This is a genomic window from Bradyrhizobium sp. Ai1a-2, from assembly GCF_000426245.1.
Lineage (GTDB): Bacteria > Pseudomonadota > Alphaproteobacteria > Rhizobiales > Xanthobacteraceae > Bradyrhizobium.
Genome location: NZ_AUEZ01000056.1, coordinates 1 through 22,427, shown reverse-complemented (window position 1 = coordinate 22,427; position 22,427 = coordinate 1). Strand labels below are relative to the sequence as shown.

General features: G+C 63.5%; 22 protein-coding genes and 1 pseudogene. 8 read left to right on the top strand and 15 right to left on the bottom strand.

The annotated features are described in order from the left end of the window. Positions 1 to 244 precede the first annotated feature (244 nt). Positions 245 to 535: an usg protein gene (locus K288_RS0129420; RefSeq protein ID WP_027582788.1), complete on the top strand. Its 291-nt coding sequence runs from the start codon at positions 245 to 247 to the stop codon at positions 533 to 535. Positions 536 to 637: 102 nt separating this feature from the next. Next, entirely contained in the window at positions 638 to 1,168 is a 531-nt protein-coding gene (locus K288_RS0129415) for a cupin domain-containing protein (RefSeq protein ID WP_027582787.1), read from the top strand. A 106-nt stretch (positions 1,169 to 1,274) separates the two neighbouring features. On the opposite strand, the gene K288_RS0129410 is transcribed toward K288_RS0129415, so the two are convergent. From K288_RS0129410 to K288_RS0129350, 12 genes are all read right to left on the bottom strand, one after another. Beyond that, on the bottom strand, positions 1,275 to 2,534 hold the full coding sequence (locus K288_RS0129410) for a nucleoside transporter C-terminal domain-containing protein (protein ID WP_027582786.1): 1,260 nt from the start codon (positions 2,532 to 2,534) through the stop codon (positions 1,275 to 1,277). A 249-nt stretch (positions 2,535 to 2,783) separates the two neighbouring features. Continuing rightward, positions 2,784 to 3,542 (bottom strand): SDR family oxidoreductase, encoded by a 759-nt coding sequence (locus tag K288_RS0129405; protein WP_027582785.1) that lies wholly within the window; start codon positions 3,540 to 3,542, stop codon positions 2,784 to 2,786. Positions 3,543 to 3,553: 11 nt separating this feature from the next. Then, entirely contained in the window at positions 3,554 to 4,315 is a 762-nt protein-coding gene (locus tag K288_RS0129400) for a proteasome-type protease (protein ID WP_027582784.1), read from the bottom strand. A 174-nt stretch (positions 4,316 to 4,489) separates the two neighbouring features. Further along, positions 4,490 to 4,915 carry a carboxymuconolactone decarboxylase family protein gene (locus K288_RS0129395; protein WP_027582783.1) on the bottom strand — a complete coding sequence of 142 codons (426 nt, stop codon included), beginning with the start codon at positions 4,913 to 4,915 and terminating at the stop codon, positions 4,490 to 4,492. A 190-nt stretch (positions 4,916 to 5,105) separates the two neighbouring features. Beyond that, positions 5,106 to 5,954 carry an alpha/beta hydrolase gene (locus K288_RS0129390; RefSeq protein WP_084799776.1) on the bottom strand — a complete coding sequence of 283 codons (849 nt, stop codon included), beginning with the start codon at positions 5,952 to 5,954 and terminating at the stop codon, positions 5,106 to 5,108. A gap of 73 nt (positions 5,955 to 6,027) precedes the next feature. Continuing rightward, positions 6,028 to 7,242, bottom strand: a complete 1,215-nt coding sequence (locus K288_RS0129385; RefSeq protein ID WP_027582781.1) for an acyl-CoA dehydrogenase family protein — start codon at positions 7,240 to 7,242, stop codon at positions 6,028 to 6,030. Positions 7,243 to 7,420: 178 nt separating this feature from the next. Continuing rightward, positions 7,421 to 8,629, bottom strand: coding sequence for an acyl-CoA dehydrogenase family protein (locus K288_RS0129380; protein WP_043161063.1), 1,209 nt, complete (start codon positions 8,627 to 8,629; stop codon positions 7,421 to 7,423). Between the two features lie 165 nt (positions 8,630 to 8,794). Beyond that, entirely contained in the window at positions 8,795 to 9,958 is a 1,164-nt protein-coding gene (locus K288_RS46905; RefSeq protein ID WP_043161058.1) for a PepSY-associated TM helix domain-containing protein, read from the bottom strand. A gap of 4 nt (positions 9,959 to 9,962) precedes the next feature. Next, a complete protein-coding gene (locus tag K288_RS0129370) occupies positions 9,963 to 12,266 on the bottom strand; it encodes a TonB-dependent siderophore receptor (protein WP_160169018.1) in 2,304 nt (767 codons plus the stop codon). A gap of 516 nt (positions 12,267 to 12,782) precedes the next feature. Next, positions 12,783 to 13,622 carry a transglutaminase family protein gene (locus K288_RS0129360; protein WP_027582778.1) on the bottom strand — a complete coding sequence of 280 codons (840 nt, stop codon included), beginning with the start codon at positions 13,620 to 13,622 and terminating at the stop codon, positions 12,783 to 12,785. A gap of 30 nt (positions 13,623 to 13,652) precedes the next feature. Beyond that, on the bottom strand, positions 13,653 to 14,597 hold the full coding sequence (locus K288_RS0129355; RefSeq protein WP_027582777.1) for an alpha-E domain-containing protein: 945 nt from the start codon (positions 14,595 to 14,597) through the stop codon (positions 13,653 to 13,655). 14 nt (positions 14,598 to 14,611) lie between these two features. Next, on the bottom strand, positions 14,612 to 16,033 hold the full coding sequence (locus K288_RS0129350; RefSeq protein WP_027582776.1) for a circularly permuted type 2 ATP-grasp protein: 1,422 nt from the start codon (positions 16,031 to 16,033) through the stop codon (positions 14,612 to 14,614). Positions 16,034 to 16,259: 226 nt separating this feature from the next. Between K288_RS0129350 and K288_RS0129345 the strand changes: the two genes are divergently transcribed. From K288_RS0129345 to K288_RS0129335, 3 genes are all read left to right on the top strand, one after another. Then, complete coding sequence (locus K288_RS0129345; protein ID WP_027582775.1) at positions 16,260 to 16,997, top strand: molybdopterin-binding protein; 738 nt, start codon at positions 16,260 to 16,262, stop codon at positions 16,995 to 16,997. A gap of 42 nt (positions 16,998 to 17,039) precedes the next feature. Beyond that, on the top strand, positions 17,040 to 17,561 hold the full coding sequence (gene gpt / locus K288_RS0129340) for a xanthine phosphoribosyltransferase (RefSeq protein ID WP_027582774.1): 522 nt from the start codon (positions 17,040 to 17,042) through the stop codon (positions 17,559 to 17,561). Positions 17,562 to 17,666: 105 nt separating this feature from the next. Then, entirely contained in the window at positions 17,667 to 18,284 is a 618-nt protein-coding gene (locus tag K288_RS0129335; RefSeq protein WP_027582773.1) for a hypothetical protein, read from the top strand. A 2-nt stretch (positions 18,285 to 18,286) separates the two neighbouring features. On the opposite strand, the gene K288_RS0129330 is transcribed toward K288_RS0129335, so the two are convergent. Beyond that, a complete protein-coding gene (locus tag K288_RS0129330) occupies positions 18,287 to 18,526 on the bottom strand; it encodes a hypothetical protein (RefSeq protein ID WP_043161056.1) in 240 nt (79 codons plus the stop codon). After that, positions 18,526 to 19,548 (bottom strand): methionine synthase, encoded by a 1,023-nt coding sequence (locus K288_RS0129325; protein ID WP_027582771.1) that lies wholly within the window; start codon positions 19,546 to 19,548, stop codon positions 18,526 to 18,528. Before K288_RS0129325 ends, K288_RS0129330 begins: the two co-directional genes overlap by 1 nt. Positions 19,549 to 19,648: 100 nt before the next feature. Between K288_RS0129325 and K288_RS0129320 the strand changes: the two genes are divergently transcribed. The 3 genes from K288_RS0129320 to K288_RS0129310 all read left to right on the top strand — a co-directional run bounded on the left by K288_RS0129320 (position 19,649) and on the right by K288_RS0129310 (position 22,083). Further along, positions 19,649 to 20,350 (top strand): glutathione S-transferase N-terminal domain-containing protein, encoded by a 702-nt coding sequence (locus K288_RS0129320; protein WP_027582770.1) that lies wholly within the window; start codon positions 19,649 to 19,651, stop codon positions 20,348 to 20,350. Positions 20,351 to 20,497: 147 nt separating this feature from the next. Then, positions 20,498 to 21,109 (top strand): 2-hydroxychromene-2-carboxylate isomerase, encoded by a 612-nt coding sequence (locus K288_RS0129315; RefSeq protein WP_027582769.1) that lies wholly within the window; start codon positions 20,498 to 20,500, stop codon positions 21,107 to 21,109. Beyond that, positions 21,109 to 22,083 (top strand): NADPH:quinone oxidoreductase family protein, encoded by a 975-nt coding sequence (locus K288_RS0129310; protein WP_027582768.1) that lies wholly within the window; start codon positions 21,109 to 21,111, stop codon positions 22,081 to 22,083. Before K288_RS0129315 ends, K288_RS0129310 begins: the two co-directional genes overlap by 1 nt. Before the next feature lie 152 nt (positions 22,084 to 22,235). Here the strand turns inward: K288_RS0129310 and K288_RS50930 are convergent. After that, a pseudogene (locus K288_RS50930) lies at positions 22,236 to 22,427 on the bottom strand (IS701 family transposase); the annotation flags it as partial.

Here is a 22,427-nt window from a genome sequence, read left to right as displayed (position 1 = left end):
AATCGCCGCCTGCCAGTATCGTTTATCACCATTAACCCGCCGTGGGGCGATCGGCGAGGCCCGTATTAGCAGGCAGGCTAAGTTGCTGCTAACGCACGATTTTTCAACATCGTATTAAACATTTAGGCTTGTGATGAGTTGGTCGCATGCGTCACATTTCTCTCATGTGAGCGCATCTCCGCCGGGGTGGCTCCGGCAGGAAAGCCATCCCGTCAATGCGCTCCTTGGCAAAGGAGGTTGGCATATGGTCTCGCGGGTTGGTGGGGTTGTTTCCGACGATTTCCGGAAGCAGCTTCTGGGTTACGGGCTGACGACGGCACAGATCCTCTACCGGATGCCGGACCACCCTTCGCTGCTGCAGACCTACGTCTGGCAGAACTACGACCTCTTCCCGAAATTCCCGGCGCTGCAGGATTTCCTCGCCTTCTGGCAGGAGAAGCTCGAGGGGCCGCTCCACTCGGTAACCGTCGCGCATTCCAAGCTGATCAAGCCGGCGGAGTTGCGCGCCGTCGACGGCGTCTTCCGCCTGCACTGAGACGCCAAGTGAGGCGCTAAGACCGATTGCCGCCGGGCGGAACGGTGGTAACGTTCCCTGGACGCGTCCGCGTCGCGGACGCCTGCAACAGGGAGGCAGGCCATGGCTAAGAAGGTGACATCAAGACCCGCGGCCAAGACTGCGGTCCGGAAGAAGTGGACGGGGCACAAGACCGCCGCCAAATCAACCGCCCGCAAGGCGATCAAGTCCAAGGGCCGCGTATCCAAAGCGGCGCACAAGGCGCGGCCGAAGCAGCGCATCGCGATCAGCCATCATCGTGAAGAAGACTTCAAGGCCGATGGGCTACGCGCCTACGCGAAGTATCGCGATCTCGGAATTGCTGACGCCACGCATGGGTTAGCGCAGGCGCATGTGATCCGGCTAGCCGGTCCGTGCAATCCGGAAGAGGTCTCGAAACTGCATTATCACGACGTGCAATTCCAGATGGTTTATGTGCTCAAGGGCTGGGTCAAGACCTACATGGAAGGGCAGGGTGAGACGCTGATGCAGCAGGGCAGCTCCTGGACCCAGCCGCCGAAGATCAAGCACATGATCCTCGATTATTCCGACGACGTCGAACTGCTCGAGATCATCCTGCCGGCTGAGTTCAAGACGGTGGAGTTGACGGCGTAACTGCTGCTTAACTGTAGCCCGGATGGAGCGCAGCGCAATCCGGGAAGACTGCTGATGGCTGAGAGGCTGTCCCGGATTGCGCTGCGCTCCATCTGGGCTACTGCTTCTACGTCAACATCCCCACGATCGCGCCCATCAGGCAGGTCGTCAGCGTGCCCGAGACGATCGATTTCAACCCCAACTCATTGATCTCCTCGCGCCGCGTCGGCGCCATCGTGTTGAGGCCGCCGATCATGATGCCGAGGCTGGCGAAATTGGCGAAGCCGCACATCGCATAGAGCATGATCAGGCGCGAGCGCGGATCGAGCGCCTCGGTGGGAAGCTTCGACAGGTCGACATAGGCGATCAATTCGTTCAGCACCGTCTTGGTGCCCATCAGGCTGCCGGCGGTGATGGCCTGCGACCACGGCAGCCCCATCAGCCAGCACACCGGCGCCATGATGTAGCCGAGCAGGCGCTGCAAAGAAATCTTCGCGCCGCCGATTTCCGGCAGGATCCCGAGGATGGCGTTGACGAGATAGACCAGCGCCACCAGCACGAGCAGCATCGCGACGATGTTGAGCAACAGCTCGAGCCCGGCTGCGGTGCCCTTGACGATGGCATCCATCGTCGAGGATGCGTGCATCTCGGGATCGCTGCGATCGTCGAGCGATCCGCCGGTGCGTTGATCCGATGTCTCCGGCACCATGATCAGGCTCACCAGGATCGCCGCCGGCGCCCCTAACACGGAGGCGATGACGAAATGCGCCGCGGCGTCCGGGATCAGCGGCGCCAGCAGGGTGGCGTAGAGCACCAGCACGGTGCCGGCGATCCCGGCCATGCCGCCCGTCATCACCAGGAACAATTCGGCGCGGCTGAGCTGCGCAAGATAGGGCCGGATGAACAGCGGCGCTTCCACCATGCCGAGGAAGATGTTGGCGGCGGTGGAGAGCCCGACCGCGCCGCCGACGCCGAGCGTCCGTTCCAACAGCCAGGCCAGGCCGCGCACGATCGGCGGCAGCACGCGCCAATAGAACAGGAGCGTGGTCAGCACGCTCATGACCAGCACGATCGGCAGCGCCTGGAAGGCGAGGATGAAGTCCGCACCCGGCGCCTTGAGATCGAACGGCAGCGGCGCGCCGCCGAGATAGCCGAACACGAAGGAGGTGCCGGCGCGCGAAGCGGCCGCGATGACGCCGACGGCCTCGTTGATTGCGCCGAAAGCGGATGCCACCGGCGGCACCTTGATCAGCACCAGCGCAGTGACCAGCGTCACCAGCAGTCCGACGATCGCCTGCCGGATCGACACCGCGCGGCGTTTTTCGCTGAACGCCCAGGCGATCAGAAGCAGCGCCACCACGCCGAACGCCGATTGCAGCTGTAACATTCACAAATCTCCCGAACGATTATGGCAGCACGATCTGCAAGCACAATGCCGCTCCGTTCGGTCTAGTGAACGTCCTCCGTCGTGGATGCTGTTGCGATGCTGTTTCCGCCACCGTCATTGCGAGGAGCAAAGCGACGAAGCAATCCACTGTTTCGGCAAGCGGTGCCATGGATTGCTTCGCGGAGCCTGTCATCGGGCGGCGCATTCGCGCGGACCCGGTGGCTCGCAATGACGGTGAGAGCAGGGCGCCTACCCCCGTCCGACGAACGGCATCTTGCTTGCCATTACCGTCATGAACAGCACGTTGGCGTCGAGCGGCAGGTTGGCCATGTAGGCGATGGCGTCGCCGACAGCCTTCGCGTCCATTCGTGGCTCCGGCATCTTGCGGCCGTCGGGCTGCAGCACGCCGTCGACCATGCGGTCGGTCATTGGGGTTGCGGCATTGCCGATGTCGACCTGGCCGACCGCGATGTCGTACATGCGGCCGTCGAGATTGGACGCTTTGGTCAGGCCGGTGATCGCGTGCTTGGTCGCGGTGTAGGCGGCGGAGAACGGCCGCGGCGCGTGCGCCGAGATCGAGCCGTTGTTGATGATACGCCCGCCGCGCGGGGTCTGGTCCTTCATGATGCGGAAGGCGTGCTGGGTGCACAGGAAGGGACCGGTCAGATTGGTGTTCACCACTGCCTGCCATTGCGCCAGCGGCAAGTCCTCGAAATTCACCGGCGGCGCGCCCATGCCGGCATTGTTGAAGAGCACGTCGAGGCGGCCATAGCTGTCCGTCACCTTGGCGAACAGGGCCGCGATCGAGGCGGGATCGGTCATGTCGGCCGGCACGCACAGGCTCTTGCTGGCATCGCCGCCGAGCTTCTGCGTCTCCTGCAGCATGTCCAGCCGGCGGCCGGCCAGCACCACGGTGAAGCCGGCATTGATCAGCGCCAGCGATGCGGCGCGTCCAACGCCGGTGCCGGCGCCGGTGACTACAGCTATTCTCTTTCGTGCCTCGGCCATCGTTTCCTTCCTTATTGCTTCTTGGATTCGGTTTCGGTCTTGTACGGCGGTCTCGGGATATTCTGATGCGCCGCGCGGAGCGCCGCCGACCAGCGCGAGCGGAGATCGTGGAAATAGGGTTCGCCCGCCTCGATCCGGTGATTGAGGTCGGCCTCGCAGGCGTCGTTGCGCACCACCAGCACGTCGATCGGCAGACCGACGCCGAGGTTGGAACGCATCGTCGAATCCATCGAGATCAGCCCGGTCTTCAGCGCTTCATAGAGCTCGACGTCGTAATGCATGGCGCGGTCGAGCACCGGCTTGCCGTATTTGTGCTCGCCGATCTGCAAATAGGGCGTGTCGGTGGTGCATTCGATGAAGTTGCCGGCGGTGTAGATCATGAATAGCCGCATCCGCGAGCCCTTGATCTGGCCGCCGAACAGGAACGAGACATCGAAAGAGACGTCTTCCGACCTCAGCGCCTCGCCTTCGGTCGAGTGCACTGCGCGGATGGCGCGGCCGATGCGCTGTGCGGCCTGGAACATGGTCGGCGCGTTCAGGAGCGTCTCGACCTCTCCGGTTTCAGGGTCTTCCATGCCTTCCGTCAGCGTCGACAGCACCGACTGGCTGATCGCGAGATTGCCGGCGCTGGCGACTGCCATGATCCGCTCGCCGGGCTGGGAGAAGATGTGCAATTTGCGGAAGGTCGAGACGTTGTCGAGCCCTGCATTGGTGCGGGTGTCGGCGATCATGACGAGGCCGTCCCGCACCAGGATTCCGCAGCAATAGGTCATTTCCGTCCCCGAAAGTCCGAACGTCTCGGCGCCAAACTAGTAGCCAATTTCGCCGTCGCATCCAACCCTAATTCCCCGGGAACGGCGTGCGTTCAGACAAGGGGGGCGCGGCAGGGCAGGGGAAGCGCGATCGCCGCGCTTCCAGCGAGATACGGCATGGCCCCAGGGCCGCGGTCACGTTTCCGGAGTGCGTCCCGCCGGCGCATCGACGAGGAACGCCTCGTCCACGGGCACGCCCAAGGCGGTCACCAGACGATTCGTCTCGGCGGCCATGCCGACGATCGCCAGCATTTCCTGATATTCGGCCTCGGTCATGCCTTTAGCGCGGGCGCTCGCGGTGTGCGAATGAATGCAGTAGCTGCAGCCATGGGCGATCGAAACCGCGACGTAGAGCATCTCCTTGACTTTTGGATCGAGCGCCCCCGGAGCCATCACTTCCTTGATGCTCTCCCAGGTTCGACGCAGGGTTTTCGGATCATGCGCGAGCGCGCGCCAGAAATTGTTGACGAAGTCCGACTTCCGCGTCGTGCGGATATCCTCGAAGACGGCGCGCGCTTCCGCCGAGAGTTCCTCGTCCGAAAGCAGTTTTACGGTTGCCATGGTTTCTCTCGCTGGTCCGGTTTGAAGCAACCCCGATGATAGCACGACCTCGAGCATGATCCGGAAAAGTGGGCACCGGTTTTCCTCGCGACAAACGCGAAGCGTTTGCGCGGAGATCATGCTCAAACAAAGAGCTAAAGCGGGATGACGATTCGAAGAAAAGTCATCACGCCTTAGCCGGCCGTTCTGATCAGGAGTCCAGGAAATCGAGCAGCGCAGCGTTGAACAGCGCAGGATCCTGCAGGAACGCGAAGTGGCTGACATTGGGAAGGATCAGCAGGCCGGCGCCCGGAATGGTCGCCGCCATGTATTCGGTGTGCTCGCGCTTGATGCCCTCGTCGTATTGGCCGTCTGCGACCAGCACGGGGGTGCGGATCGAGCGCAACTGCTCGTCGGTCCAGTTCGGCTGGGTCTCCCACATCTTCTCGATCTGATGCAGGAACTGGTCGAATTCCTTCGGCGTCGGCGAGAGCCGCTCATACTCGGTCTTTGCGCGCGCGATGAACTGCGCAAAGGTCGGATCTTTGTCGACATCCGGCTTCAGGCCTGACGTCTGAGTATTGGCGCCGAACGCAAACACGCGGCTGACCCGATCGGGATGGCGGATCGCCATGTCCAGTCCGATGATGGCGCCGTCGCTCCAGCCGACGATCGCCGCACGCGGAATCTGCAGATGATCGAGCAGCGCGACGACATCATCCGTCATCAGATCGTAGCCGAACGGCTGGGCGTTGCGCGTGCTGCGGCCATGGCCGCGGCTGTCGACGAGAATGACGTGATGCTTGCGCGCGACATCAGGCACCTGCAGGCCGAAGTAATCGGAGTTGGAAAGCCCGCCGTGGAGAAAGACCACAGGGCTTCCTTCGCCGAGTGCGACGTGAAACAGGCTGATGCCGTTCACCTGCGCTCGCGCGCCGCCACCTGCAACCGGCGCCGGCGTCGCGGGCAGGCTTTTCCACCGCTCGACTGCGGCGGCGCGGTCGAGCGACGCCAGACTCGCGAGAGCGGCGACGACGAAGTGACGTCGATTCAAATTCATGGTCAGTATGCGCTCCTGGCGCCCCTCAGCCAGATGGTGACGGTAAATATGTGTTAGGCGTAGCCTATCACCATCAGGCTTGTCCGGCATCCTGCGCGGAGCGTGCCAAAAGCAGTTTGCCGCCGGCGACATATTGTCGTTGCTGCACAGCGGCGTGCTGGGCGGCGACGTGCATGTCGCGCAGGCGTCGCTGCAGCGGCGAAGTCTCATAGACTGCGCTGCTTCCGGCCAGCGTGAAACATGCATCGACTATCCGAACGCAGGCGGCAGCGATCCAGGTCGCGGCCTGCGTGCTCTCGACAGCAAGGTCTTCGTTGTTCAGCGTGCCCGCCAAGGCGTGGTGCCAAAGGCTTGCGGTCTGCGCCTCGCAAAAGGCCTGCGTTGCCCTGAGGTCGGCGGAAATGCGGCCAAGCTCCAACTGGAATATCTCGGAGTCGCGCATCGGCGTGGTGGCCCGGAACTGCTGCCGTCCCGTATGGGCCAGCGCCACCAATTCGTCGACGGCGCCTTCGGCTATGCCGACGGCGACCGCACTGTGAAACATCGGCACCAATTGCTTCACTGCCGGATAGAGCGGGCCCGGCACACAGGGCACGCCGCTTTCGACATCGAAGAAGTTGGCCTCCGGAACCAGTACGTCGCGCAGCACAATGTGATGGCTGCCGGTTCCCTTGAGACCGGCCGCATGCCAAGTATCCTCGATTTCCCAATTCTGCGCCGGCAACGCAAAGCCGCGAACGACTGGCTGCCCGTGCGGACCGGCGGCAGGTTTGCCGTTGTCGTCGGTGATGAGGCAGAACCCCGCCATCCACTCGGCATGCTTGCAGCCACTCGCGAATGGCCATCGGCCGCTCACCCGGAAGCCACCCTCCGTAGGCTTGGCCATTCCGGTCGGCTGCGCGGATCCGCAGACGGGGACGTCAGGTCCGTTCCGATAGATGCGCTCGTAGGTTTCACGTGCTTCCCAGGTCGCGAAAAGACTGCCCCCGCCGGCCACCATCGCGATCCACCCGACCGAACCATCAAGCCGGGCCAGAGCCCTGATGACCTCCAACCCCTCCGGCAGGGCAAGTTCCAATCCGCCAAAGCTTCTCGGCACGAACAACCGAAAGATACCGGCCGATTTCAGCCGATCGATTAGGTCGGGCGGGATGCAGTTTGTGGCTTCGATCTCGGCGGCGCGAGCCGCGATCTCGGGAGCCAATTTCCGGATGCCGGAGAGCACGGTCTTGTTGCTGTCCGGCGCCGTCAGGGTACGAAGGTCACGAAATTGGTCTTGATGGAGCATCTGTCTCGACCTCTCTTGCCGCGAAAGGAATCTGACAAGAGGATGGAGGCGTGACGCTACTGCATGGTTTCAGCCGAGTTGCTCTCGGGTTACGTCTGTAATGATACACATCATTATTTTCGATTTTCTTCACGCGAACCGTGTCAACGCGCTCGAAGACACTTTGAGCCTATCACCATCATGCTCGTCCGGCATCCTGTGCCGATCGCGTCAGGAACTCCTTGCCGACGGTGGCATATTGCCTTTGCTGGGCAGCAGCGTGCTGAGCGGCGACTCGGATGTCGCGCAGGCGTCGCGGCAGCGGCGACGTCTCGTAGACGACACTGCTTCCGCCAAGTTCGAAACATGCGTCAACGATCCGAACACAGGTCGCGGTGATCCAGATCGTCGCCTGCGTGCTCTCGACAACCACCCGTTCGTCGTTCAGCGTTCCGGCCAGGGCGTGATGCCAAAGGCTTGCGGTCGCCGCTTCGTAGTAGGCCTGGGCTGCCTTCATGTCAGCGGCAATACGTCCGAGTTCGAACTGGAATGTCTCGGAGTCCCGCATCGGCGTGGCGGCTCGGAACTGCTGCCGCCCCGAATTGGCCACCGTCGCCAGATCGTCCATGGCGCCTTCGGCGATCCCGACGGCGAGCGCACCGTGAAACATCGGCAGCAACTGCCTCACCGCCGGATAGAGCGGACCCGTCACGCAGGCCGCGCCCGCTAAATCGAAGAATTCGGTCTCAGAAACCAGCGCATCCCGCAGCACGATGTGATGGCTGCCGGTCCCCTTGAGGCCCGCCGCATGCCAGGTGTCCTCGATTTCCCAGTTCTGCGCGGGCAACGCAACGCCGCGAACCCGCGGCTGTCCCTGCGCATCAGTGGCCGGTTTGCCATTCTCGTCAGTGATGACGCAGAACCCCATCATCCACTCGGCCTGCTTGCAGCCACTCGCGAACGGCCATCGGCCGTTGACACGGAAGCCGTTCGCCGTGGGCTTGGCCGTTCCGGCCGGCTGCGCCGAACCGCACAGCGGCACATCAGGTCCGTTTTGATAGATGCGCTGGTGGGTCTCGGGCCGTGTCAGGGTTGCAAAAATGCCTCCGCCGCCGGCCACCATCGCGAGCCAGCCAAGCGAACCGTCAAGCCGGGAGAGAGACCTGACGACTTCCAGCCCTGCCGGCAAGGAAAGTTCCAATCCACCATGACTCCTCGGCACAAAAATCCGATAGAGGCCGATCGATTTCAACCGATCAACGAGGTCGGTCGGAACGTTGCGTGCGGCTTCCATCTCTGCCGCTCGAGCCGCGATCTCCGGAGCCAACTTCCGGATGCCGCCGAGCAGGGCCCCGTTGCTTTCCCGCGCGGTTGGCACACGATGGTCACGAAGTTTGTCTTGGAGCATCTGTCTCGATCTCTCTTGCGGTAAAGGTATTGCACGAGAGGGTGGAGACGTGGCGCTACGGCATGGTTTCAGTCGGGTTACGCCTGTAGCGCGGCGCTAACCTTTCCGCGTCAGCGTCGCGCTGCGATCCCGATCGGCGCGGTCGGTGGTCCGGCGGAGACGATTTCACGAACTGGCCAGCGAGGTCGCTGCTGCAGGCGATGGAGACGGGGCCTGCCTTGCCGCACCAGCCGGCCTGCGCTTGCCGAGCCAGAGATAGATGCCGCTTGCGAGCACGATGATGGTGGCGAGATCGAGCAGCGCCCAGATAATCTTGAGCGGCAGGCCGCCGTAATCGCCGAAATGCAGCGGGCGCGACACCTGCAGCGTCCGCAAGTACCACGGCAGTCCCTTCGCGGTGGTCAGTTGCGCCGTCTCGGCATCGACCAGCACCGGCGTAAATAGCCGCGAGGTGATCGGCGTTGTTCCCTTGGTCCAGACGATGAAGTGGCGCGGCGTGCCGAACGGCGCTTCGGTTGGCAGCACGAGGCTGACGGGCGTGTTGTCGCCGAGCGCCTGGCGTGCAGTGGCAACGACGTCGTCGATGGACGCGAATTTCAAGAGCGGCGGCTTGCCGCGATGCGGCGCGATCAATTCCGGCATCACCTGCGCACGCCAGGCGTTGAACAGCGGCAGCGATATCGTGTTGATGACGCCGGTGAGGCCGACGGCGAACGCCCACACCAGGGTCACAGCGCCGATCAGATTGTGCAGGTCGAGCCATTTGATCCGCCGCGCGCGAGCGCGTCGCACCTCGCCGAAATCGAGCCGCCGCATGAATGGCGCGTAGAGCATGACGCCGGAGACGACGGCGACCACGAACAATAAGCCCATGACGCCGAGGAACAACTCGCCCGGCAGTCCCATCAGCATGTCGCGGTGGAAGATGCGGATGGTCCGCATCGGCCCGCCTTGCTGCGCGTCTTCCCCGAGGAGCTCGGCGGTCCGCGAATCGAAGGACAGCTTTAGGAAGCGCTGTCCCGGCGGCGGCAGCGGCGTCTCCGACATGAAGACGTTGACGACATTGGCATGGTCGTCGTCCCAGTTCAGGATTTGGACGTAGCGTTCCGGATGGCGCGCCTTTGCCGCGTCAATCAGCCTGATCAGCGAGGCTTCCGGGGTATCGGGCGGAAGTTCGCGCGCGGCGATCTCCGGCTTGAAGAGATCGTCGATCTCGTCGTGAAAGATCAGCGGCAGACCCGTGATGCACAGCATCAGCATGAACAGCGTGCAGATAAGGCTGGTCCATTTATGGACCAGCGACCACCATTTCACGGATCGTGCGGTCATCCCATCACCATCGGTAGGTCATCGTTGCCAATACCGTGCGGCCGACCGCCCAGCGACAGCCGCCCGCCGTGCAGACCGAGACGTAGCTGTTGTCGAACACGTTATTGACGTTCACGGCTGCGCTCAATCCCTTCCATTCCTTGACCCGCATTCCGAAATCGTAAGAAAGGGCTGCATCAAAGGTCGTACTGGCGGGAATGATGTTGGCCAGCACGGCGCTGTTTGCGACGATGGTCGGCACGGTGAGATTATTGGCGTTGGTCGTGTACATGTCGCTGATGTAGCGGACGCCGGCGCCGAAGCCGAAGCCGATCGCCGGCCCGCTCTGCACCACGTAATTGGCCCACAGCGAGGCCGTGTTCATCGGCGTGTTGGCGAGCACCTTGCCGTAGTTGACGTCCAGTGGCGAGGTGATGCGGTTGTCGAGGTAGGAGTATTGCCCGCGCAGGCTCAAGCCGGGCAGCGGGCTTCCGACCACCGATCCCTCGAAGCCGCGCGAAGTGACCTCGCCGACCTGGGCGGTCGAATTGGCCGGGATGCCGGGGCCGCCAATGGCGCTCACCACGTTCTCTTGCTTCAGGTCGTAGACCGCCGCGGTGAATATCAGGTTGTAGCCCACCGGCTGGTACTTGACGCCGACCTCGACCTGTTCGCCGCTCGTCGGCTTGTACGGCTGGCCGTTGAGCAGCAAGCCGACGCTGGTCGGCTGGAACGAGGTCGAATAGCTGACGTAAGGAGCGATCCCGATATCAAAATTATAGATGGCGCCGATGCGGCCGCTCGACTTCTCGTCATTGTTGAGGACGCGCGTACCGAGATTGAGCGTATTGCCTTCGGCCCAGTCGTAGCGGATGCCGCCGAGCACGGTCAGCTTGCCGAGCTGCGCCTCGTCCTGCACATAGACCCCGCGCTGCTCCAGGTGCTGGTCCAGGTTCTGGAACACCGAGGTCGGGACCGCGATGTTCTGAGTGTAGTTCGGCACCAGGAAGTCGAGCGAGTTGGTGGGGGCGTAGCGCGCCAGGTTGTTGAAGTCGTAGCGCTGATAGTCAAAGCCGGCGAGCACGGTGTGCTGCAACGGGCCCATGTTGAACTTGGCCTGGAGCTGATTGTCCGCGGCGAAAGTATTGAGGTTTTCGTTGGTCGAGAAGTAGCTGCGCGTGATGGTGCGGCCGTCAGCCAGCCGAAGGGTGGGACCGGCGCCCGTTGTCGTGAACGCGCCGGGCTGCACCTCGATATAGTTGAGCTCGTTGTGCAGATAGCGCACGTTCTGGCGCACCGTGAAGGTGTCGTCGAAGCGGTGTTCGAATTCGTAGCCGAAGGTAGCCTGCTTGTATTTCAGGCTCTCATAGTTGAAATCGCCTGCGAAGAAGTTCCTTGGAATCTGCCCGTAGGTGCCCGGCACCAGCGTGCCCTGGAGCGGCAGCAGCGCAAAGGCGCCGCCCTGCGGGTCCTGCCGGTAGCTCGTGAGGAAGGTGATCGTGGTGTCGAGGTCCGGCCGCCAGGTCCAGGCCGGCGCGATCGCGTATTTTTCCTCGCCGATATGGTCGACCTGGGTGTTGGCGTTAAGGCCGATGCCGGTGATGCGGTAGAGCAGGGTCTTGTCCTTGTCGACGGGGCCGCCGATGTCGAACGCGCCCTGGATGCGATCGAAGGTGCCGGTCTGCAGCTGGACCTCGCCGAAGGGAGTTTCGGTCGGACGCTTGCTGACAAGGTTGAGGATGCCGCCGGGCGAGGCCGCACCATAAAGGATCGACGCCGGGCCGGTGATGAGTTCGGCGCGATCGAGCAGATAGGGATCGATGCGCGGCGCGCCGAACGGTCCACCCTGCAGGCGCAGGCCGTCCAGATATTGCTCGACGGCGAATCCGCGCGCATTGACCGGCTGGAAGCGGAAGTCGGTATCGTTGCTGAAATAGATGCCGGGTGCGTAGCGCAGGAGATCGCGAAGGCTCTGCGCCTGGCGAACGTCCATCTCGCTGCGGGTGATGACGGTGACCGACGCCGGCGTCGACATGATCGGCGCGTCGGTCTTGGTGGCGCCGGAGGCGCGGCTGGCGACAAAGCCGTTGGTACCTGCGTTGACGCGCTGCGCCGTCGAGACCAGCGCCGGCGTCGCCTGCTGCTGCGCCGAGCGACCAGCCTGCTGATTTGGCCGCTGGTTTGGATCGCGCCGCGACGCGGTGTTGCGCCGGACTTGGGTTGGACGCTGCGCGCGCTGCGCAGGTGCGTCGATGTTGACGGGCGGCAATGTCGATGCCCCTGATTGCCCCGCGTTCTGCGCCTCCGCCGGCGAACCGGCGATCAGCATCCCGCTCAACGCCAGTATGCTTGCAGTACCCTTGAAAGTGTTGAGTTGCGAAAAAAAGAAAGTACGACGCGCGACGCCGTGCGCATTCCAATTCATATGTCAGTGCCCCCATCCGACGAACGCCGTGGCGGCGGAGTTGATGCTTGACCTCACGCGACGTTCGCTACCGTAGGCGTCTTATGGTTTCACACTGTGCGCGTCGAGTTGCCGCATTTTTGAATCACTCGAAGTTTCCGGCAGAACAGATTTTTCGAAGACTTCTAATAAGTCGACGAACTGATCGATGACGCTATTGAATCCGTCGCATGCGCGCTCGTGTGCGAGAAGATGAGCTGTGATGCAACCGCTCTATTGGCGCTCGCTGTTGCGCATCGAACACGGCGGCGCCGTGCGCGCAGGTATCACGATGCTCGCGTCCTCGATCTCGTCGGGAATGACCAGCAAAGTTTGCGGGAATTCTTGGTCGCGCGAGAGCAGTTCAACGAAGCGCGAATCGATCAGGTCGCGCTTGCAGTCTTACTGCGACTGCGATTGCCACTGGCCGGGGCGGCCGGCCTGTTCGACCTTGACTGCAACGGTGAGCGTCTCGGTGCCGCCGCCATAGCGAGTGCCGCGCACCGGAGCGGCGCCGAGATAGTCGAGGCCGACGGCGACGCGGGCGTGGGCATCGGTGGTGCAGATGCCGTTGGCGACATCGAAACCAATCCAGCCGAGATCTGGCACATAGGCTTCCGCCCAGGCGTGGCCGGCGGCCTGGTTGACCGTGCCGTCGGAACGGAAGAAGTGGCCGGAGACGAAGCGGGCCGGCACGCCGCCGGAGCGCGCGCAGGTGATGAAGATGTGCGCGTAGTCCTGGCACACGCCGCGCTTCAGCGCGAAGGCCTCCGCCGCCGTGGTGCCGCTGTTGGTCGGGTCCTCGTCGAACGCCATGCCCTCGCAGATCTGCATCATCAGCGCATGCAGGAAGCCGAGCACCTCGCCGTCGGCCTCCGAGCGCAATTCGCGGGTCAAGGTCGCCATCGCAGGGTTGACCTGGGTCAGCGCGGTCGAGCGCAGGAACAGGCTCGGCGGAAAGCGCTCATCGGTGCCGCGCAACACGCCGCCGGTATCCTGGGTCTCGATCTGCCCCTCGCAATGAATGGTGAGGTCGGCGAGCGGGCCGTGGGTCAGGACATGCGTGACATTGCCGAACGCATCCTCATGCGTGTCGAGCCTAGAGTCGGTCGAGACATCAATCTGCCAGTCCGCGACATACTGCCCGTCATGGCTTGTCGGCGTCATCCGGAGGATCTGGATCACGCCGGAAGCCTGGGGCTCGTAGCGATAGGTCGTGGTGTGGGCAATTCGCAGGCGCATGGCCTAGGTCCTGACTTGAGGGCAGTAGCCCTATATCAGATATTGCTTCGTCACGATCTCACCCAGGCGCGAATTGTCTGCGATGAACTCCTGGATGAATTCGTGCACGCCATGCTGGAAGATATCATCCATATTGCTGTGCTCAAGCCTGTTGCGGATGCCGCGGGCGTGGCGCTGGGCGGCGCCCTGGCGGCCATAGGCGACGCCGATCTGGTCGAGATTGCGTACCAGATTGCCGTAGCAGCTTGCGAGTGACCGCGGCAGCGTGTCGTTGAGGATCAGGAGATCGGCGATCAGCCAGGGTTTGAGCGTCTCGCGATAGACCCAATGATAGGCCGTCAGCGCCGACACCGAGCGCAGGATCGAGGTCCACTGGTAATAGTCGAGCGGACCGCCGACGTGCTCTTCTTCCGGCAGCAGCACGTGGTACTTCACGTCGAGAATGCGCGCGGTGTTGTCGGCGCGCTCCAGATGCACGCCCAGCCGCGAGAACCAATAGGCGTCGTTGCGCAGCATGGTCCGGTAGGCGGAGCCGTCGAAACGCAGCGATGTCTCCTGCACGAAGCGCAGGAATTTCGCGAGGTCTTCGCGGCTCGCGGTGCCCTTCGACCAGACCGCCTGCAGTTCGATCCAGGCCGCGTTGATGGTGTCCCACATCTCGCTGGTCAGCGCGGTGCGCACCGAGCGCGCATTGAGTCGGGCCGCCTCGATGCAGTTCTTGATCGAGGAAGGATTGTCTGATGCGAACGACAGATATTCGACGACGCTCGCCTCGTTGGCTTCCTGATAGTGGTCGTAAAAACTCTGGCCGACGCCGGCGGTCATCAACGCCGAGTCCCATTCATTGGTCTTGCCGATATAGGCCGCCGGCAGTGCCGTGACGCGCAAGGTGGCGTCGATGGTGCGCGCCAGATATTCCGCGCGCTCGACATAGCGGGCGAGCCAGTACAGGTTTTCGGCGGTGCGCGACAGCATGCAAACAATAACCTTTAGTCGGCGAGTATCCAGGTGTCCTTGGTGCCGCCGCCCTGGCTGGAATTGACCACGAGCGAGCCTTCCTTCAGCGCCACCCGCGTCAGCCCGCCCGGCACGATGGTGACGCGTTCGCTGCCGGTCAGCACGAAGGGGCGCAAATCGACATGGCGCGGCGCCAGCCCCTTGGCCGTGCAGGTCGGGCAGGTCGATAGCGCCAGTGTCGGCTGGGCGATGAAGCCTTCGGGCTCGCGCTTGAGCTTGTCGCGGAACGCCTCGATGGTCGCCTTCGTCGCGGCCGGCCCGATCAGCATGCCGTAGCCGCCGGAGCCGTGCACTTCCTTGACGACGAGATCGTCGAGATGGTCGAGCACATACGCGAGATCCTGCGGGTCGCGGCAGCGCCAAGTCTGAACGTTCTTCAGGATCGGCTCTTCGGAGAGATAGAATTTCACGATGTCGGGCATGTAGGAATAGATCGCCTTGTCGTCGGCGATCCCGGTCCCGACCGCGTTGGCGAGCGTGATATTGCCTGCGGCGTAGGCCGACATCAGCCCGGGCACGCCGAGTGCGGAGTCCGGGCGGAAGGTGAGGGGATCGAGGAAGTCGTCGTCGACGCGGCGGTAGATCACATCGACGCGCTTCAGCCCCTCGGTCGTGCGCATGAACACTTCATCGTTCTTGACGATGAGGTCGCGCCCCTCGACGAGCTCGATGCCGAGCTTGTCGGCGAGGAACGAGTGTTCGTAATAGGCGGAATTGTAGATGCCCGGCGTCATCAGCGCGACGGTCGGCTCGGCCGCGGCACCGCGCGGCGCGACCGAGCGGAGCGCGGCCAACAGCTCGTCCGGGTAACGTTCGACAGGCGCGACGCGGTGGCGGGCGAACAGGTCCGGAAACAGCCGCATCATGATCTCGCGGTTTTCCAGCATGTAGGACACGCCCGAGGGCGTGCGCGCATTGTCCTCGAGCACGATGAAATTTTCCGGATCGGTCCGGATGATGTCGATGCCGGCGATATGCACGTAGATGTCGTGCGGCACGTCCTGGCCGTTCATCTCCGGGCGGAAGACCGGGTTCTGGAAGATCAGGTCTTCCGGGATGATGTTGGCGCGCAGGATGTCGCGGCCGTGATAGATGTCGCGCAGGAACAGGTTGAGGGCAAGCACGCGCTGCTTGAGCCCCTTTTCCAGCAGCGCCCATTCCCTGGCCGACAGGATGCGGGGGATCACGTCGAAGGGGATCAGCCGCTCCTGGGCTTCGGCATCGCCATAGACCGCAAAGGTGATGCCGATCCGGCGGAACAGCAGCTCCGCCTCCTGGCGGCGATATTCAAGCGCATCCGGCGGCGTCTCCGTCAGCCAGCGGGACAGCTCCTGGTAGGCCTGGCGGATTTCGGTGCCGCCCTGGCCGTTCATCTCATCGAACGCAACTGCCATAAATCCCGAAGGTCCTCCCACGCCATACGCCACAGTGCATGACTTGACGGGATGGTAGCAAGGGCCGGGCCAGCGGGATATGCATTGGCTGGCGACATTTGGTATGGGTGTCTCAAGGGGCTGCTCGAAAAACCGGCTGCCGCCTGCTTATTTCGGCAGCAAAGACCCGCGACTTCAAGGCGCTGCGTCGGCAGGGCCGGAGCGGAAAAGGGTGAGGAAAGAGACCATGAGCGAGATCGTCACGGCGGGCCTTCTGGTGATCGGCGACGAGATCCTGTCCGGCCGGACCAAGGACAAGAATATCGGCTTCATCGCCGAATATCTGACCAATATCGGCATCGACCTGAAGGAAGTGCGTGTCGTCGCCGACGACGAGGATGACATCGTCGCAGCCCTGAATGCGCTGCGCCATCGTTATGGCTATGTCTTCACCACCGGCGGCATCGGCCCGACCCATGACGACATCACCGCCGACAGCGTGGCAAGGGCGTTCGGCGTCGGCATCGACCACCATCCGGAAGTGGTGGCGCGCTTCCGCGAGCGCTGGAGCGACCAGGACCTCAACGAGGCGCGGCTGCGTATGGCGCGGATCCCCGACGGGGCCGAACTGATCCAGAGCGCGACCATCCTCGCGCCGGGCTTCAAGCTCGGCAACGTCATCGTGATGGCGGGCATACCGACCATCATGCAGGCGATGATGGACATCGTCGCGCCGCGCCTGAAGTCGGGCGTGCGGATGCTTTCCGATTCGGTTCGCGCCAATGCGAGGGAAGGCGACATCGGCGGACCCTTAAGGGAGATCGCCAATGCCCATCCCGACACCATCATCGGCAGCTATCCGTTCCTGGACGAAGAGCAGCGTCCGAACACCAATCTGGTCGTCCGCTCCCGCGATCCGAACAAGCTCGCAGCCGCAATGGGCGCGGTGAAGGAGATGCTGGCGAACCTGCAGGCGAGCCGCTAAAGCGGCGCGGGAGGACAGTAGAAAGACTTCTTGGAGAGAAAGATGGCGGATTCGACCCTCAGCGCGCAGGAGCGGGCAGGCAAGGCCTTCCCGGTGTCGTGGGACCAGTTCCACCGGGACTGCCGGGCGCTGACCTGGCGGCTCAACGAGGTCGGGCCATTCCATGCGGTGATCGCGATCACCCGCGGCGGTCTGGTGCCGGCGGCAATCGTGGCGCGCGAACTCGGCGTGCGTGTGATCGACACCGTCTGCATCGCAAGCTACGACCACACCAAGCAGGGTGACCTTCAGGTCCTCAAGAGCATTTCGGAAGCAACCGCCAGGCTCGGCGGGGGCACCGGCAAGGGGCTCCTGATCGTCGACGACCTCGTCGACACCGGCAAGACCGGCAAGATGGTGCGCGAGATGATGCCCGACGCCCATTTCGCCACCGTCTACGCCAAGCCGAAGGGCCGGCCGCTGGTGGATACCTTCATCACCGAGGTATCGCAGGACACCTGGATCTTCTTCCCCTGGGACACCGCGCTCTCGTTCCAACCCCCGATCCGCGACGGCGCGGCGTGATGGAAGGCGAATAGCGAATGGGGAATGGCGAATAGAGGGACTATTCGCCATTCGCTACTCGCCATTCGCTGCCAGGAATCATTGCGGTCTATCGTGAACGCTCCAATGCCGCTGCAGAACCGCGTCATGCCAACCGGCGATATCGTCGCCACGCCGCACCGCGGGCTGTTCACCGGCAACCGCGGCATCATCCATGATCCCGCCACCAGGACGCTCCTGAAAAAGCGCTGGTCGAGCCCGGCGTGGCTGACATGCGTGTGCGAATTCCGCGGCCGGCGCCGCAAAGTGATGGGCGGCCGGAGCTGGACCGAATTGTTCTTTCTCGATGAAGCCACGGCGTTCGCTGCCGGCCATCGCCCGTGTTTCTTCTGCCGTCGCGACGACGCCAACCGCTTTCGCGCCGCCTGGGAGCAGGGCAATGGCGCGAAAAACCTCCATGCGTTCGAGATCGATGCCGTGCTGCACCGCGAGCGGCTCGACCGCGGCAGGAAGCGGCTGCATCCGCTGCCGATGCCGCTCGCGAACCTGCCGGACGGAGCGATGGTGCAGGCGGATGAGGAGAGTTTTCTCATCGTGAGCGGCAAGCCGCTGCGCTGGTCGTTCAACGGCTATTCTCGCGGCGACGTCGACGCCGATGCCGCAATGCTGCTGACGCCGCCCTCGACGGTTCGCGCGTTCGCTGCCGGTTATCGGCCCGTGCTGCATCCAAGCGCAACGCCTTGACGTCAGCGCAACGGCCGGCCCTGCTGATCGACGCTCATGCGGGAATCCCGGAGCGTCCATTCCTTGATGATCTGGCGGCAGCGCGCGATTTCCGGCGTGTCGGGCTCTGGCTTCTGCGGTTGCGCTGTTCGTTCAACCAAAGCCTGACAGGCGTTGAGCTGGTCGCGCTCGCCGGCCTGCGCCGGCAAGGTTGCGACCAGCAGCGCAACAGCCATCAACGCGGGAAACGAAGCAACCGGCATCAGCCGAGCCGCTGCCGCGCCAGCCTGGCGCCGGCGCCGAGCGCCATCAACTTGGCTTCCGCGATGTCGCGCCGCATCGGCGCCATGCCGCAATTGGTCGTGGCGATGATGTTGCTCTTCGGCACGAATTTCGCGACCGCCTCGATCACGCTGACCACGTCTTCCGCGGTCTCGACCGTGTCGCTTACGACATCGATCACGCCGGCCTGGACGATCTTGCCCGGCAGCAGCGCGAGCAGCTCGATCGGCACTTTCGAGTTGCGGCATTCGATCGCGACCTGCTGGATCGTGCTCTTGTCGATCACAGGAAAGGTCTCCTCATATTGCCGCCACTCGCCGCCTAGCGTCTTCTTCCAGTCGGTATTGGCCTTGATGCCGTAGCCGTAGCAGATGTGCACGGCGGTCTCGCAGGTCAGCCCCTCTGCGGCGCGCTCCAGCGCCTTGATGCCCCAGTCGCGGACCTCGTCCATGTAGACATTGAAGGCGGGCTCGTCGAACTGGATCACGTCGACGCCGTCGGCTTGCAGCGCCTTGGCTTCCGCGTTCAGCAGTTCGGCAAAGGCAAACGCCATCTTGATCCGGTCGCCGTAATATTGGTCGGCGATGGTGTCGATGATGGTCATCGGACCGGGCAGGGTGAACTTGAGTTTGCGCGTGGTGTGGGTGCGGGCGACGCGGGCCTCGGTGGCATGGACGCGGCCCTTGAGCTGCAGCGGCGCCACCACCTGCGGCACCATGGCTTTATAGCGGTCCTTGCGGATGCCCATCTCGACCTTGTGGGCGAAATCGATGCCCTCGACCCTCTCCAGGAAGCCGTGGACGAAGTGCTGCCGCGCCTGCTCGCCCTCGGTGACGAGATCGATCCCGGCATCCTCCTGCAGCTTCAGCGCCAGCAGGGTGGCGTCGCGCTTGGCGCGCGCAAGCTCGTCGCCTTGCGACTTCCAGGGCGCCCAGAGCGTGTTGGGTTCGGCCAGCCATTCCGGCTTCGGCAAGGAGCCTGCGATCGTGGTCGGAAACAGCATGGATGGCCTCCCTCGGTTCGGATTGAGCGCCTGTCTGCCATGTCTTATGATCGAGGTACAGAACAACAAGTGTCTTTGTGACGCGACCTTTGGGGAAACCATGATCGACCTGCACTACGCGCCGACGCCGAATGGCTGGAAGATCTCGATCATGCTGGAGGAACTCGGGCTGCCCTATCAGGTCATCCCGGTCAATATCCGCGCCGGCGAGCAGTTTCGCCCGGAATTCCTGGCGATCAGCCCGAACAACCGGATTCCGGCGATCGTCGACCATGCGCCCGCCGATGGCGGCAAGCCGTTCTCGGTGTTCGAGACTGGCGCGATCCTGATCTACCTGGCGGAGAAGACCGGCCGCTTCCTGCCCACGGATATGCGCGGCCGCTTGGGAGTCATCCAGTGGGTGATGTGGCAGGTGGGCGGGCTCGGGCCGATGCTCGGCCAGCACGGCCATTTCGCGCTCTATGCCGCCGAAAAGATCCCCTATGCGATCGAGCGCTACCGCGACGAGGCGGCGCGGCTCTACGGCGTGCTGGACCGCCAGCTCGGCAAGACCGGGACATATATCGCCGGCGACTATTCGATCGCCGACATCGCCTGCTTCCCCTGGACCATGACCCACAAGGCGCAGGGCTTCACGCTCGACGACTACCCGAACGTCAAGCGCTGGTACGCCGAAGTGCGCGCCCGGCCGCAGGTGCAGGCCGGGCTCGCGATCGGCAAGTTCGTCAAGGAAGCCTTCGACGAGGAGGCGCGCAAGAACATGTTCGGCCAGCGCGCCAAGGAGATGCTGGGGAGGCCGTAGCCTCCTCATCACCGTCATTACCGTCATTGCGAGGAGCGGAGCGACGAAGCAATCCATGCTTCCACGCGCGGAGAGATGGATTGCTTCGCTCCGCTCGCAATGACAGTGTGGCCGACAATAAACGCCTCTATTCAAGGGAACGCCACCATGATCGAGTTCTTCTTCGACTGCTCCAGCCCCTGGACTTATCTCGCCTTCCACAACATCCAGCCGTTGGCGAAGGAGTTCGGCGCCGAGATTTCCTGGCGGCCGATCCTGGTCGGCGGCATCTTCAACACCGTCAATCCGAGCGTCTATTCCTCGCGCGAAAAGCCGGTGCCGCTGAAGGCGCGCTACATGAAGAAGGACCTCTCCGACTGGGCGCGCTCGGCAGGCCTTGCGATCAAGATGCCGCCGACGGTGTTTCCCGTGAACAGCGTCAAGGCGATGCGCGGCTGCATCTGGCTCGGCAACGACAGGATGGTGCCGTTCGCACGCGCGGTGTTCGAGGCCTATTGGGGCGATGACAAGGATATTTCGCAGGATGCGGTGCTGACCGGGATCTGCAACAAGGTCGGCGTCGATCCGGCAAAATTCTTCGCCGGTATCGGTGAGCAGGCGATCAAGGACCAGCTCAAGGCCAACACCGATGAAGTGATGGCGCGCGGTGGATTCGGCTCGCCGACCATCTTCATCGACAAGACCGACATGTATTTCGGCAACGACCGCTTGCCGCTGATCCGCGAGGCGCTGGAGCGCAAGAAGGAGCGGGCAGCCTGATGCCGAAAGCCGTCGTCTGCCGCGATCTCGGCCCGCCCGAGCGCCTGCGGCTGGAAACATTTTCGTCCGCGCCATTGAAGGCAGGCGAGGTGCGTGTCGCGATCCGCGCCGCGGGGATCAACTTTCCCGACGTGCTGATGGTGGCGGGCGAGTATCAGCTCAAGCCGCCATTGCCGTTCACGCCAGGCATGGAAGCCGCCGGCGACGTGGTCGAGGTGAATGACGCAGGTCACGTCAGGGTCGGTGACAAGGTCATCGTGAAGATGCGCCACGGCGCGTTCAGCGACGAGGCGGTGGCCGCACCGTCGCAGCTCACGCCGCTGCCGTCGACCTTCGACTACGCTGAAGGCGCGACCTTCCTCGCCGCGCATGGCACGGCCTATCATGCGCTGATCGACCGCGGTCAGCTTCGACCCGGCGAGGTGCTGCTGGTGCATGGCGCCGGTGGCGGCGTCGGCCTCGCTGCCGTCGAGATCGGCAAGCTGCTCGGCGCCGTCGTGATCGCGGCTGCGTCCAGCGAGGAGAAGCTTGCGATCGCGAAGGCGAGGGGAGCGGACCATCTCGTGCTCTACGCGCGCGAGCCGTTCCGTGACGCGGTGAAGCGCATCACGAACGGAAATGGCGCCGACGTCGTGTTCGATCCGGTCGGCGGCGAGGTGTTCGAAAACTCGATGCGCTGCATCAACTGGGGCGCGCGGCTGCTCGTCATCGGCTTCACCGGCGGCATTGGCCTTGCCCGCACCAATCTCTTGCTGATTAAGGGCGCCAGCGTGCTCGGCGTCCGTGCCGGTGAGGCCGTGCGGCGGAATCCGGCGCTGGGCGCGGTGCGCATCAAGGCGCTGACCGAGTGGGCAGAAGCCGGCAAGGTGCGCCCGAACATCTCGCATCGTCTGCCGCTGGAGGATGTAGCGAAGGCGATGCGCCTGTTGCTGGAACGCAAGGCGATCGGCCGCGTGGCGCTGATGATGGGATAGTTCGTAGGGTGGGTTAGTCTTACTGCGTCATGGGTTTTCTTCGTCCCTTTGATGCAGCGACGCCGCCGCAACAAGGACATCGCGGTAAGGTTTTGATGAGCGCCTGGATCAGGCGCATGCGCATGGTTGCGATCGAGTTTGGGATGTGGCGCTCAGGCCGCGCGGGCGGAGCCTCTGGGTCGATAATTGTCGGGTAAGGGAGGTACCTGGACCGGCGCGGCGGAACGAGGTCGTGAGGGGGGAATCGTCGCCCGTTCGGCGATCAGAAAGCCGTAAGCTGCGATGCACAGGGTTGCGTGATGATGGAAGCCACGCCAACCGCGTCCTTCGTAGTGACCGAGCCC

Excerpts from the sequence above, each read along its gene's own strand:
- K288_RS0129395 (WP_027582783.1), bottom strand. The coding sequence starts at position 4,915 with ATGGCAACCGTAAAACTGCTTTCGGACGAGGAACTCTCGGCGGAAGCG.
- K288_RS0129370 (WP_160169018.1), bottom strand. The coding sequence starts at position 12,266 with ATGCTGATCGCCGGTTCGCCGGCGGAGGCGCAGAACGCGGGGCAATCA.
- K288_RS0129335 (WP_027582773.1), top strand. The coding sequence starts at position 17,667 with ATGCCGCTGCAGAACCGCGTCATGCCAACCGGCGATATCGTCGCCACG.
- K288_RS0129390 (WP_084799776.1), bottom strand. The coding sequence starts at position 5,954 with ATGAATTTGAATCGACGTCACTTCGTCGTCGCCGCTCTCGCGAGTCTG.
- K288_RS0129325 (WP_027582771.1), bottom strand. The coding sequence starts at position 19,548 with ATGCTGTTTCCGACCACGATCGCAGGCTCCTTGCCGAAGCCGGAATGG.
- K288_RS0129405 (WP_027582785.1), bottom strand. The coding sequence starts at position 3,542 with ATGGCCGAGGCACGAAAGAGAATAGCTGTAGTCACCGGCGCCGGCACC.
- K288_RS0129320 (WP_027582770.1), top strand. The coding sequence starts at position 19,649 with ATGATCGACCTGCACTACGCGCCGACGCCGAATGGCTGGAAGATCTCG.
- K288_RS0129350 (WP_027582776.1), bottom strand. The coding sequence starts at position 16,033 with ATGGCAGTTGCGTTCGATGAGATGAACGGCCAGGGCGGCACCGAAATC.
- K288_RS0129330 (WP_043161056.1), bottom strand. The coding sequence starts at position 18,526 with ATGCCGGTTGCTTCGTTTCCCGCGTTGATGGCTGTTGCGCTGCTGGTC.
- K288_RS0129400 (WP_027582784.1), bottom strand. The coding sequence starts at position 4,315 with ATGACCTATTGCTGCGGAATCCTGGTGCGGGACGGCCTCGTCATGATC.
- K288_RS0129415 (WP_027582787.1), top strand. The coding sequence starts at position 638 with ATGGCTAAGAAGGTGACATCAAGACCCGCGGCCAAGACTGCGGTCCGG.
- K288_RS0129420 (WP_027582788.1), top strand. The coding sequence starts at position 245 with ATGGTCTCGCGGGTTGGTGGGGTTGTTTCCGACGATTTCCGGAAGCAG.
- K288_RS0129345 (WP_027582775.1), top strand. The coding sequence starts at position 16,260 with ATGAGCGAGATCGTCACGGCGGGCCTTCTGGTGATCGGCGACGAGATC.
- gpt (WP_027582774.1), top strand. The coding sequence starts at position 17,040 with ATGGCGGATTCGACCCTCAGCGCGCAGGAGCGGGCAGGCAAGGCCTTC.
- K288_RS0129360 (WP_027582778.1), bottom strand. The coding sequence starts at position 13,622 with ATGCGCCTGCGAATTGCCCACACCACGACCTATCGCTACGAGCCCCAG.
- K288_RS0129355 (WP_027582777.1), bottom strand. The coding sequence starts at position 14,597 with ATGCTGTCGCGCACCGCCGAAAACCTGTACTGGCTCGCCCGCTATGTC.
- K288_RS0129310 (WP_027582768.1), top strand. The coding sequence starts at position 21,109 with ATGCCGAAAGCCGTCGTCTGCCGCGATCTCGGCCCGCCCGAGCGCCTG.
- K288_RS46905 (WP_043161058.1), bottom strand. The coding sequence starts at position 9,958 with ATGACCGCACGATCCGTGAAATGGTGGTCGCTGGTCCATAAATGGACC.
- K288_RS0129385 (WP_027582781.1), bottom strand. The coding sequence starts at position 7,242 with ATGCTCCATCAAGACCAATTTCGTGACCTTCGTACCCTGACGGCGCCG.
- K288_RS0129315 (WP_027582769.1), top strand. The coding sequence starts at position 20,498 with ATGATCGAGTTCTTCTTCGACTGCTCCAGCCCCTGGACTTATCTCGCC.
- K288_RS0129380 (WP_043161063.1), bottom strand. The coding sequence starts at position 8,629 with ATGCTCCAAGACAAACTTCGTGACCATCGTGTGCCAACCGCGCGGGAA.
- K288_RS0129410 (WP_027582786.1), bottom strand. The coding sequence starts at position 2,534 with ATGTTACAGCTGCAATCGGCGTTCGGCGTGGTGGCGCTGCTTCTGATC.